Origin of the sequence: Micromonospora sp. NBC_00860 (assembly GCF_045207375.1) — a bacterium.
Classification (GTDB): Bacteria; Actinomycetota; Actinomycetes; order Mycobacteriales; family Micromonosporaceae; genus Micromonospora; species Micromonospora vinacea.
This window is the reverse complement of record NZ_CP108825.1, coordinates 1,944,216-1,956,697: the sequence shown is the minus strand read 5'-3', so window position 1 is coordinate 1,956,697 and position 12,482 is coordinate 1,944,216. Positions and strand designations below refer to the sequence as shown.

5 protein-coding genes are annotated in these 12,482 nt (G+C 71.0%); all 5 read right to left on the bottom strand.

All coding sequences use genetic code 11. The features are described from left to right. Window positions 1-2: 2 nt before the first annotated feature. Entirely contained in the window at window positions 3-4,037 is a 4,035-nt protein-coding gene (locus OH804_RS08845) for a discoidin domain-containing protein (RefSeq protein WP_406064202.1), read from the bottom strand. 217 nt (window positions 4,038-4,254) lie between these two features. Beyond that, on the bottom strand, window positions 4,255-6,039 hold the full coding sequence (locus OH804_RS08840) for an alpha/beta hydrolase (RefSeq protein WP_406064200.1): 1,785 nt from the start codon (window positions 6,037-6,039) through the stop codon (window positions 4,255-4,257). Between the two features lie 111 nt (window positions 6,040-6,150). Continuing rightward, window positions 6,151-7,137: a LuxR C-terminal-related transcriptional regulator gene (locus OH804_RS08835; RefSeq protein WP_406064198.1), complete on the bottom strand. Its 987-nt coding sequence runs from the start codon at window positions 7,135-7,137 to the stop codon at window positions 6,151-6,153. 106 nt (window positions 7,138-7,243) lie between these two features. Beyond that, window positions 7,244-10,339 (bottom strand): GH92 family glycosyl hydrolase, encoded by a 3,096-nt coding sequence (locus tag OH804_RS08830; RefSeq protein WP_406064196.1) that lies wholly within the window; start codon window positions 10,337-10,339, stop codon window positions 7,244-7,246. Window positions 10,340-10,511: 172 nt separating this feature from the next. Further along, complete coding sequence (locus OH804_RS08825; RefSeq protein WP_406064194.1) at window positions 10,512-12,446, bottom strand: Na+/H+ antiporter NhaA; 1,935 nt, start codon at window positions 12,444-12,446, stop codon at window positions 10,512-10,514. Window positions 12,447-12,482 lie beyond the last annotated feature (36 nt).

The window sequence follows — 12,482 nt, the reverse complement described above, 5'->3', positions numbered from 1 at the left end:
TCCTAGGAGTTGTACGCCTGCGCGGTCACCGTGACCTGGCGGGCGAGGCCCGACCGCGCCGGCCAGGAGATCCGCACCTCGCGGCTCTCCCCCGGCAGGAGCCAGAAGTAGTTGTCGTCGTAGCGGGCCGGCAGGACCCGCTCACCGCGCTGGTCGCGCACGGCGAGGCGCACCAACGCGGCGACGGTACGGCCCTGGTTGCGGACCGTCGTGGTGACGGTGTTGCGCCCGTCCACGACGCGTACGGTGCTCGACGACGTCGACAGTCGGGTGCTCGGCACGTCGTTGAGCGCCCGCACCTGCTCGGCCTTGTCGTAGCGCCAGTAGGTGTTCTCCGCGAGCAGCCGGTCACGGCTGTCCCGCAGCTCCAGTCGCACCAGGTGAAGCCCGCCGCCGTCCGGCACGGCGAGCGGGAAGACCGCAGTGGTGGCCGAGCGGGCCACGTCCACCCGCTGACGCTGGGGCGAGCCCAGCGACCGGCCGCTCAGGTCGTACCGTCGGGCGCTCACGGTGACCCCGTTCAGCGGGGCGGCGGTGTGGTTGACCACCCGGACCTGCCAGGTGCCCGGGTCGGCCTGGACGTGCACCGGCTCGCACCCCTTGCGGGCGCCGTAGTAGGCGCCGTTCACGTCGAGGTCGTAGTCGTAGGTCTGCCAGACCGTGCTGTGCCACGCCGGGTGCGACATCCACAGCAGCAGACCGGTGGCGTCCTGCCACAGGTTGGCGTTCCACGCCTCGAACATGGCGCGGTGGCTCTCGTAGTTGACGAACTGCGCCCGGCTGGCGAACTCGTCGAGCGAGTCGGACTCACCGAGCCGCGCGTCGATCGCCGCCTGGTACGTGCCGACGCGCTGGTTACCGATGGTCGACCAGTCGTGGTAGTTCCACACCTCACCGATCGGCCACTCCGGCGCGTCACCGACGAGGTTGCGCATGCTCTCGACCACCGACACCACCGGCATGCCGATCTCGGTGTGGAAACCGAACGCGCCAGTGTCATAGGTGTTCTTGTTGTTGTACGTCGCCGGCTCCACCCAGTGGTACGGGCCGTGGCCGCTGACGATGCCGCCGGCCGAGTTGGGGATGTAGAGGATCTCCGGGTGCTCGGTGGCCGCGGCCTGCTTCAGCCCGGCGTCCACGATCGGCGGCGGGTCACCCTCGTTCGCGCCACACCACACCACGATGCTCGGGTGGTGGCGGAACCGCCGGATCGTGTCGGCGGCGATGTCGACGTAGCCGGGCGGGTTGGGCAGGAACGCGCCCGCCTGCCAGAAGTCGTTCCACACCAGGATTCCCTGCTCGTCGCAGGCCTGGTACAGCTCCTCGCGGTTGCTGCTGCCGAGCCAGTTGCGGATCATCGTGAAGTTCATGTCGCGGTGCATCTCGACCGTGTCGGCCAGCCGGTCGGGCAGCACCCGGCGCAGCAGCTCGTCCCAGCCCCAGTTGCCGCCCCGGGCGAAGACCGGCACGCCGTTCACGCTGATCTTGAGCTGGGTAACGGCGTTGCTGACCGACTTCACGTCGGTCCACCGCTGGCCGTCGTCCGAGACCTGGATGACGAAGTCGCGGGCGTACGCCTGCTCCCAGACGATGGTGACCTGGTCGAAGCTGACCGGAGCGCCGAGGTCGACCTGGATCCACTGGTTGTCCTCGAACTTCGACGACCACCGGGTCCGGGGGTTGCCGTCGACGGCCCGGTCCGGGCCGTTCGAGTCGCTGTCGGACGACGACGCGGTGGCCGTCCGGCGCAGGGCCAGGTCGACGTCCGGCTCGGCCTGCCGCTGCACCGACAGCGCCCACATGGACACGCCCCAGGAGGTCACCCGCGCGCCGGTCTGGATGCGCAGGTGCTGGGCGGTCTGGCTGGCGAACGTCTCGACCTGGGTGGCGCGGCTGCCCAGCGGGGTGTCGTTGCTGACCGACGTCACGTTGCTCCAGGAGTCCCCGTCGGTGGAGACCTGGACGCGGTAGTCCAGCGCGTACGCCTGCTCCCACACGATGGTGGCCCGGTCGAAGTCGACAGCCGAGCCCAGGTCGACCTGGATCCACTGGTTGTCCTCGGCCTGCGAGGCCCAGCGGGTCGCCGCGTCGCCGTCGACGGCCCTGCCGGGACCGTTGCCGTCGTTCTCCGAGGACGACGCGGTGGCGTCGCGACGCAGGGCGAGATCCGGTCCGGTGCCATCGGCCACCGACAGCGAGAACATCGAGATGCCCCAACCGGTGGCACGCTGGCCGGCCTGGATGCGCACGTGCCGGGCGTGCTGCCGGTCGAACGTGACCGTCTGGGTCGCCGCGCCGTCGACGAACTCCAGCGCCGGCTTGCCGGGCGGCGAGATGACGATCGGCTGGTGCCAGTCGTAGGCGAACTCGCGCACACCGAAGCGGAGCGCACGCCGGTCGCTGACCGAGCGCTTCACGGTGGCGGTGAGCGTGAGGTCGTACAGGTGCGGGTCGCCGTAGCCGTTGGGCCACCAGAGCCGGGGGTTGCGCAGCCGCAGCGCGCGGAAGCGCTCCGGCGTGAAGGTGACCGTGGTGCTCCCGCCAGCGGGGACGGTCACCGTGGACTCGACGCGTACCTTGTCGAACTCGGCGCGGACGGTGACAGTGGTGGCGGTGGCCGCCGCGTTTCGGACCGGCACCCGGATGGTGACCTCGGCGGTGTCGGTGCCGGGCAGATCGGGCAGCGTGGTCTGCACGTGCGGGTCGCCGATGACCACGGCGCCGGTGCTGCGCAGCCGGACGTGGTCCCAGAGGCCGGTGACCCGGTCACGGACGGCGGGCATCCAGTCCCACCCGGACACCGCGAGGTAGGTCGGCGCGTCAAGGTAGTGGTGCGCCGACTGGAGGAAGGTACGACCGTCTGGGCCCTTGTCGCCCGGGGTGCCCGGGTGCGGCATCGGGGTGACCCGGACGGCGAGGACGTGCTCGCCACGGTGACCGGCCAACGCGTCGGTGATGTCGAAGGCCGCCCGCGCGAACGGGTGCTTGACGCTGCCGACCTGCACGCCGTTGACCCACGCGGTCGCCTCGTGGTTGATCCCGTCGAACTCCAGCCAGATCCGTCGGCCGGCCGAGGTGTCCAGGTCGCGGGGCAGCCGTAGCGCGCGCCGGTACCACCAGGTGTGCCGGGACAGCGCCTCCGGGATGCGCATGTTGTTGAAGCCGGCCACCGGATCAGGCAGGTGGCCCTGCTCGACCAGGGTGCCCAGCACGGTGCCGGGCACCGTCGCCGGCAGCCAGGACCGGACGTCGACGCCGGCACGGGAGAGTTCGGCGCCGTCGGCGGTGCCGGCGAAGTCGTCCATCGTCAACGACCAGCCCGACTCCAGCGGCACCGTACCGTCCGCGGCCACCCTCAGCTCGGGCACCGGACCGGTGTTGCCGCCTTCCCAACTGGTCCAGCCCTCGGCCTTCGGCCGGCCGGCCAGCGGTACGCCGTAGACCTGGAAACCGTTGAGGCCCACCGGGTTGCTGTTCGACCGCTTCGTGACGGTCATCCGGATCCAGCGGGCGGTGACCGGCTCGGGCAGCTTGATGGCCTGCACGCCACCCTGGCCCTCGCTGGTCTCGTACACCGACCGCCAGGCACTGCCGTCGGTGGAGACCTCGATCCGGTACGCCGTCGCGGCGCTGGAGAGGATCTCATCGCCGTCGGTGTCGGTGTAGTTGCCGTCGAACGGCCCGTCGGTGAGCGTGGCCTCGAAGACCAGGGAGACTGCCTCGATCCGGCACAGCGCCTGGAGGTCCACCGAGATCCACTGTGGATCTCCGTTGGCGGCGCGCCACCCACTCCCCCGGACGCCGACCTGCGGCAGGCCGTCCACGGCGAAGGTGGCGGGCGTCGGCGCGTAGTCGGTCGAGGAGACCGTCACCGGACGGTACCGGGCGAGGTCGGTGGCGGGCGGGGTGGTGGTCGGCGCCGGCACGGCGGCGGACGCGAGGGCGTCCGGGAGGGCCGCGGTCACCCCGACCGACGCCAGCAGCGTCGCGCCGGCGGAGAGGAAGGTACGCCGGGAAATCGGCGATGGCTCGGACATCTTGCCTCCAGACATGACAACGTTGTCAGACGGCGAGGATCTGTGACAACGTTGTCAGATGGTGGCCTGATGTTTCCCGAGAGTCAAGGGCCCGAGTCCATCGTGATTCCCCGAACACGTTCCGCAGCTGTTCCACTGCGGACATCGACAGTGAGCACTCGGCGTCGCGGAGGCAGCGGGGTGCGGGCGGCCGTCCACCGCCCGCACCCCCGGCCGATCACTCCGGGTACGAGGGCCCCGGCTCGGTCCGCAGCATCCGCTTGAGCATGCGGTTCGCCGCCCGCATGTCGTCGGTGATCAGGCGGGTCCGCACGGTTCCCTTGCCGGTCAGCTTGCCACCCACCTCGAACACCTCCGTCTCGCCCGGCAGCGGCACCGCCTGGCAACCCGTGTACGTCTCGGTCGGCAGGCGGCCGTCGAGCAGGAAGGCGTACACCGGGTCGTCCACGCAGGGCGTGTAGTACGGGAAGACACCATGGCTGCCCTCATTGTCGACGCTGATCATCGATGCTCCCGGCAGCTTCTTCGACGCCGCCAACGCACCCTCGTACGCCGTGGCGACATCGAGCTCGTCCTGGAGCATCAGCACCTTCGGGAACGTCTTCCGGTCGAACGTCGGCATCCGGTTGCTCGTCGGCCAGTACGCGCAGGCTGGCGGGTTCTGCAGGTACGGCGCGACCAGCGGGGCGTCCCGGGTCAGTCGCCGGCTGAACGCGTTCCAGTACGCGACGCTGTCGTTCCACTGCCCGTCCTGGCAGCGGATCACCTCGAAGACGTAGTCGATGTCGTACGTGTACTCGTCCGCGGCCTGAACCAGCTGGGCCCGGTCACGCTGCGTCTTCAGCGCCGCCTCGGCGGAGACCCGCGCCTGTTCGACGTACGCCCGGCCGTCGGCGGTGATCCCCGGTGCCGCGCGCAGCTTCGCGCTGGCGGCGGTGAGGATCTGCTCGGGCGTCCAGCCGTTCCACTCCTCGTAGTACTGGATCACGGTGTTCACGGCCGCCGCGGCGACCGGGTAGTTCTGAGTGTCGTAGAGAGCGCCGAGGATGAACCAGCCGAACATGAACGGGCCCATGCCGACGCGGGTGCCGCCGGCCCGCTCGAACATCTCCCGGATCTTCATCGGGTCGGCGCCCCGGCCGTACAGCTCGTCGTGACGTGCCATGTACGGCAGCAACTGCTCCTGGAACGCCCGGTCGCGGGTGAACGGCTGCAGGTCCCAGGTCTTCTGCAGGGTGGGCGAGCCGACCGCGGCCACCGAGTCGAGCACCATCCGACCGGTGCGGCTTCCGAACGTCGCCGCATACCAGGTGCCCAGCCAGGTGCCGTACGAGTAGCCGAGGTAGTTGAGCTTGCGCTCGCCCAGCAGCACCCGGATGAAGTCCATGTCGTAGGTGGTCTGCTCGGTGGTGATGTACTTCGTCAGCTCGGTGCTGCGGCAGCCGGCCACGTTGGCCCGGGTGATCAGGTCGTTGGTGTTGTCGGTGTCCCGGTAGGTGACCGTGCAGAGCAGCGGGGTGCTCTGCCCGACACCACGCGGGTCGAACCCGATCACGTCGTAGTGCTCGGCGAGGGCGGGCGCGGACCGCGCCACGTACGGCGCCAACGACAGGCCGCTGCCGCCGGGGCCACCCGGGTTGACCAGCAGGATGCCCTTGCGGTCACTGCCGGAGGCGACGGTGCGGCTGATCCGGACCTGGATCGTCCTGCCGTCACGGGGGTTGTGCCAGTCGCGCGGCACCGTGACCGTCGCGCAGGCCAGCCGCAACTGCGCCTCGTCCTCGGCGCCGACGTCGGGCAACCCGCAGGGCTCCCAGGTGAGCCGTTGGGTGGCGAGTGTCGCTGCCAGGGCCGCGGTGTCCGGCTCGGCCGCCTTCGCCGCAGCGGCCGGGGTCACGCCCGTACCGCTGCTCAGGACGGCCGCGACCAGGGTCGCGGCGAGGATGGCGGCCGGCCGGCGCACCCGACGTGGGTGGCGCGAGCTGGTCGTGGGGTGGGGCATCGTCCCGTCCTCTCGTGGAGCGGTTGATCGAGTGGCTCCACCCTGGACCAGGAGTGTTTCGCGACGATGGTCCCCCGTTGACGAAGACCAGCCATGGCAGGATCCGGCCAGTCACAGCCAGCCGCGGCGGCTGGCCTGCACACCGAGCTGGAACCGGCTGCGCGCGCCAAGCAGTTCCTGCAGGCGACTGACCCGCCGGTGCACGGTCCGGTTGCTGACGCCGAGGTCGCGGGCGATGGCCTCGTCGGTGAGACCGGCGGTGAGCAGGGCGAGCAGCCGCTGCGTGGCGGCCGTCGGCTCGGCGTCCGGCTGAGCGGCGTCGGTGGTGGCGTGGATTGGCGCGCCCAGTCTCCAGAACACCTCGAACAGCTCGGAGAGCCCGTCCAGCAGTCGGGAGCGGTGCACCAGCATCGCGTCGGCGTCATCACCACTGGCGCGCGGCAGGATGACGAGGCCACGGTCGGCGTCGACGAGCATCATTTTCAGAGGAAGCTCTGGGAAGACCCGCGCCAGCTCTCCGGCGGCGACCGCGGCGCGCACCGCCGCGAGCATCGCCTCGTCGTGCAACAGTTCGCCCTCGTAGACGCAGCGGTAGCGCAGGCCGCGTCGCAGCGCGTCGTACTGCACCTCCTCCGGGACCCGGGCGGTGTCGCGCAGGTACGGCCCGCGTTCCAGACCCCGCACCTCGGTGCGGGCACCGGCCTGCAGCTGGCGAAACAGCTCGCGGACGGCGCGCTTGCCCTCGATGACCTCGACGAACGCGGCCCCGGTGCCGTGCACCGCGCTGTAGAGCCCGGACAGCGTCTCCGCCGCGGCACGCGCGCGGGCGGCCTCCATCTCCCGCTGCGCGGCCCAGTTCTCGAGGGCGGTGCGCGGCGGTCGGACGTGCAGCACGCCGGCGGTGTCGCGGTGCACCGCGCCGCTGCTCAGCAGCCCCGCGAGCGCCCGAGCGGCCTGCGGTGACGCGGTGGACAGGAACTCCCGCTGCGGTACGGGTGCCACCCGCAGCAGATCGCGATAGGCGTCCGCGATGTCCGGCGCGAGTGGGAGCGATTCCACGTCGAGGTCGGAGGCCACGACGAAAGGATCGGTCCGCATGCCCGGATCGTAAGGCGCGTGAGTGGCGGCGATCCACCAGGCCGGGTGGGACGGGGCTGTCGTGGTGCGGGTGCACCGCGACAGCCCCGTCCGCCGGACCCGGCCGCTACCGACCCGAGGTGTACAGCGCGTCGACCTCGGTCGCCCCCAGCGCGCGGTCATAGACCTGCACCTCGTCGAGGGCACCCCGCCAGTAGTCCACCGGGTTGCCGCCGAAGCGGCCACGGCCGATCACCAGCGGCCCGCTGGACGCGGTGCCGGAGCAGGCGTCGACCTGCCGGGCGAGCTGCCCGTCGACGTAGAGCCGCAGCTGTCCGGCAGACGCGTCACGGACGCCGACCAGGTGATACCACTGACCCGGCACCGGGGTCATCGGGGCGACGGCGCGCAGCCCGGCGAAGCTCATCGCGAAGCTGCGGTTCTCCCCCGAGTACTGCAGGAAGAACGCGCTCGTGCTCGCGCCGTCCTGGCTCACCGCGGTCTGGAAACCGCTGGCCGCGTCCAGCCGCACCCAGGCGGCGGTGCTGTAGTTGCCCGTGGTGTCCAGGATCGTCGCGCCGGTATCGACGTACTGGTTGCCGCCGTTGAACTGCAACGCCGTGCCGCTGTGCCCAGCGGTCCACGTCGGGCCGTTGACCAGCGTGCCGTCGTGGCCGGCCACGGAGTCCCGGGCGACCGTTCCGTCGTTCTCGTCCAGCGACCAGTGGCCGACACCCGCGAGCCCCGGCGTGCCGGGCGTCGCCGGGGCGAGCTCGCCCGGGCGACAGGCGCCCGGAACCGGCACCTGATCGCGGGGAAGAGCGTCCGTGCCGGTCCCCCACTGCTGGTTCGGCATGTCGCCGAGGGTCACGGTCACCCGACCGCCGTCGCGCAGGTACGACTCGGGCAGCCAGGACCGGCCGTATGTCTTGCCGTCGAGGCGCACCCCCTGCACGTACTGGTTGGCATCGGAGGTGGCGGGGGCCTCGATCGTCAGCTCGACGCCGTTCTCCCGCTTCAGCTGCACCTTCGGGAACAGCGGGCTGCCCAGCAGCAGCTCCGCCCGACCCGGCGTCTGCGGAAAGACACCCATCGCGGCGAACACGTACCAGGCGGACATGGTGCCGAGGTCGTCGTTGCCGGGCAGGCCGCTGGGCCCGGTGCCGTACGCGGTGTCGACGATCTCGCGTACCGTCGCCTGGGTCTTCCACGGCTGGCCCAGCCCGTTGTAGAGCCACGGCGTGTGCAGACCCGGCTCGTTGGTGGGGTCGTAGCGCAGGGCGCTGCCGCCCCGCACGGCCCAGTTGCCGGCCTCGTCGTGGAAGAACCCGTCCAGCCGGCGTACCGCGTTCGCCTGACCCCCCATCGCGTCGGCGAGGCCGGTGACGTTCTGCGGCACCATCCAGGTGTAGGTGGCGCTGGACCCCTGCGCGAAGCCGACGTCGGTGCCCGGATTGAAGCCACCCGCCCAGCTGCCGTCGGCGAAGCGGGCCTGCTGGTAGCCACCGGTCGCGGTGGCCGCCGAGTTGTAGGTGTTGCGCCACCAGTTGGCCCGGTCGGCGAGCGCCGCCTGGTCGCTCTTCTTGCCGAGCCGCTCGGCCCACATCGCCAAGGAGAAGTCGGCGAGTGAGTTCTCCAGGGTCTCGGCGGCACCACCCCAGCAGTGGCACTTGTCCTGCGGCGCGTACCGGGTCGCCAGGTACGTGTCGAGCGCCGGCCGCTGGCCGGTGCACTGCCCGGGGCAGCCGCCGTCGTCCTCCGCCGCCGGATTCTGCACGGTGGCCTGACGCAGCAGCGACGCGTACGCCCCGGCGGTGTCGAAGTTGCGTACCCCCATGGCGGCGAACGTGGCCAGGGTGGGTGCCGCCGGGTCGCCGGTCATCACGTGGGTGGCGCCGTTGTTGTGGATCCACCTGTCCCAGATGCCGTCGTTCTGCTGGGCGAACTGGTAGAGCGACTGCGCGAAGTCACCGGCGACCTGCGGCTTGAGCAGCGCGAGGAGCTGGATGTGCGCGCGGTACTGATCCCAGCCGGAGAAGGTGCCGTACTGCGCCCGCTGCCCCTTCGCCAGCCGGTGGATCTTCATGTCCGTGCCGAGGTACTGCCCGTCCACGTCGTTGAAGATGTTCGGCTGGAGCATGGCGTGGTAGAGCGCCGTGTAGAACGTGGTGCGCTGAGCCTCCGCGCCACCGCCGACACGGACGTTGCGCAGCTCCTGGTTCCACTCCCGGTAGGCCTGCTCGGCCACGTCCGGCACTGTGGCCCGCGGGCGAAGCTCCTCGTCGCGGTTGCGCTCAGCGCCAGCCAGGCTGACGTATGAGATGCCGACCCGCATCCGCACGTCGGCGTCGGCGCTGGGGTCGAAGCTGACGTACCCGCCGGAGCCCCGGCCGGCCCGGTCGGCGCCGGTGGCGTAGCCCTCCCCGCCGGTGGCGTGCGTGCCACCCGGGGTGAGCGTGCCGTCGGTCCACACGCCCGTGCCGGAGAAGGCCCGGTCGAAGGTGGCGCTGAAGTAGAGCCGATAGTAGGTCTTCCGGTTGTTCACGCCACCGTTGGCCCGGCGGCCACAGAACGCGCCGGTCAGGACCGAGCCGGTCACCTTCCGGTGCGCGGCGTCGATGGTGATCTCCGCGTCCTCGCTGCCGTTGAGCGAGTTCGAGGTGCGGAAGAGCAGGTTGGCCGGCTGCCCGGCGGGGAAGGTGAACTCGCCGACGCCGGCCCGGGTGCTGACCGCCAGGTCGCTCTTCACACCCGAGTCCAGCGTCACCGTGTACCGGCCCGGCTTCGCCGACTCGAAGGTGTGCGAGAAGTTGCTGGCGTACTTGGCGTCCGTGGTGTCGGCCGTCGGGGAGGAGTCCACCGCACCGACGTACGGCATGATCGGCACGTCGCCGGCTGCGCCGGGATTACAGCCCGCGCCGTTGACATGGGTGAGGCTGAAGCCACGCACCCTGGTCGTGTCGTACTGGTACCCGTTGGCAGCGCCGGTGCTGGTCTGGTCGCCACGGGTGCTCGTCGGGCTCCAGGAGATCATGCCGAACGGCCGGACCGCCCCGGGCCAGGTGTTGCCGTCCCGGGCGGTGCCGATGAACGGGTCAACGTAGCTCGCGGGGTCCTTGACCAGCTCTACCGCGGAGCCGCTGGGCCCCGAGGCGAGGGTCGGGGAACCCACGGCGAGCACCATGGCGAGGCCGGCGGCGACGCCGGCGAACACTTTAGACACGAAGGTCACGCTCCATCGGGTGTTACGGATCATCCGCGCCCGAACGTAGAACCGATGTCAGGCCCTCGGTGAAACGTCGGCCGGCACCCCAGGTGAACCCTGCGCCAAGATCTCGTTGTCTCGTCCCCGACCCCCGACCCATGCCGCACGGCAATGGCCCGGTGCTCGTCGGTCAGCTCGCCGGCCCGCTCTCGCGGCGCTCGGGATCCCGAGGGTGGTACTCGGGGCGGAGCTTCGCGCTCGCGAACGCCGCCTTCACCGCCGCCGAGAGCGCGGCGATGTCGTACGCGCCGTGGTGTCGCCGGCCGTTGACGAAGAAGGTCGGGGTGCCGGTGACCCCGCTGAGGTCGGCGGAGTCGACGTCCTCGGCGATCCGGTCCACGCCCATCCGCTTCACCATGTGCTCCCGGAACCCGTCCAGGTCCAGGCCGAGCTGTTCGGCGTAACCGAGCACGTCGTCGGGGTTGAGCGCGTCCTGGTGGACGAGCAGCAGGTCGTGCATCTCCCAGAACGCGCCCTGCTCCCCCGCCGCCTCGGCGGCCTCCGCGGCGAGTTGGGCATGCGGGTGGACGTCGGTGAGCGGCAGGTGTCGCCAGACGTACCGGATGTTGGCGAAGTCCGCCAGCAGCTCCCGGACCACCGGCTCGGCCTGCCCGCAGTAGGGGCACTCGAAGTCGCCGTACTCCACCACCGTCACCGGCGCATCGAGCGACCCGCGCATGTGGTCGCGCTCCGGATCGACCGGCAGCATCAGGTCGACGATCCCCTCGGCGACGCCCAGCAGCGCGCGGGTCCGCCGCGCCGGCGAGAGTCGTCCGACGGAGCGGAACACCAGCCAGGTGACGACTGACGCGCCGAGCGTCGCCACGAGGATGCCGAACTTCGCCTCGTCCAGGGCCGGGCCGCTCAGCGCGTGGGTGGCGATCAGGAGCGCGACGGTGAACCCGATGCCGGAGACCGTGCCGACCCCCACGACGGCGACCCAGCCGACGGGCGGCCGGAACCGGTTACCGCTCAGCCGGGTCACCAACCACGCGGTGGCCACGATCCCGGCCGGCTTACCGACGACGTACGCGACCACGACACCGACCGTGACCGGGGAGGTCACGGCCCTGGCCAGCAGGTCGCCGTCGATGACGATGCCGACATTGGCCAGCGCGAAGAGTGGCACCACCACGTAGCTCGCCAACGGGTGGTAGAGCGTCTGCAACCGCTCGTTCGGCGACAGCGCCGAGGTGAGGCCTGCGCGGGCCATCCGGGCCAGTTGCGGGGTGGGCTGTTCCCGGAAGAGGCGGAACTGGTCGCTGGCCCGCTGCAGGTCGCCGCGGCCGGGAGCGTAGGCGTAGGTCAGCAACCCCATCACCAGGCCCACAGCGACCGGATCGACACCGGACATCGAGACGGCGAGCCAGGCCGCCACCCCGAGCAGCGCGTAGACCGGCCCGAACCGCACCCCGAAGCCCCGGACGAGCAGCACGACGCCGAAGATCGCCGCCGCGACGATCAACGCCGTCAGCGAGGGATGGTGCGGGTACGCGACGGCCAGCACCGCGATCGCCACCACATCGTCGACGACGGCGACGGTCAACAGGAAGCCTCGCAGCCGTTCCGAGAAGCGCGGCCCGAAGACGGCCAGCGCGCCGAGCGCGAGCGCCGTGTCGGTGGCCATCACCGCGCCCCAACCCGCCGCGGTGGTTTGCCCGGCGTTGATGGCGAGATAGATCGCGATCGGCACGAGCATGCCGCCGACCCCGGCGAGCATCGGCAACGCCAGTCGACGCCGCTCCCGCAACTCGCCGATGTCGAACTCGCGGCGCAACTCCAGCCCCGCGACCAGGAAGAAGAACGTCATCAGGCCGCTGTTGACCCAGAAACGCACATCGTGTGACACGCGCCAGTCGCCGAGCTGGATCGAGAAGGGGGTCTCCCAGACCGACTCGTACGACGATTCGCTGAGGTTCGCCCAGACGAGAGCCAGCACCGCGGCGATCAGCACCACCCGCGCGCCGCCGGTCTCGGTACGCAGGAACGAGCGCAGCGGGGCGTCGAACCGCCTGTCCCAGATGGTTCGGGCGGACCACCCCCGCTGCGTGTTGTCGCTCGTCACGGGGACAATCTTCGTCGACCGGACCGTCACGTGGTT

Excerpts from the sequence above, each read along its gene's own strand:
- OH804_RS08845 (WP_406064202.1), bottom strand. The coding sequence starts at position 4,037 with ATGTCCGAGCCATCGCCGATTTCCCGGCGTACCTTCCTCTCCGCCGGC.
- OH804_RS08835 (WP_406064198.1), bottom strand. The coding sequence starts at position 7,137 with ATGCGGACCGATCCTTTCGTCGTGGCCTCCGACCTCGACGTGGAATCG.
- OH804_RS08840 (WP_406064200.1), bottom strand. The coding sequence starts at position 6,039 with ATGCCCCACCCCACGACCAGCTCGCGCCACCCACGTCGGGTGCGCCGG.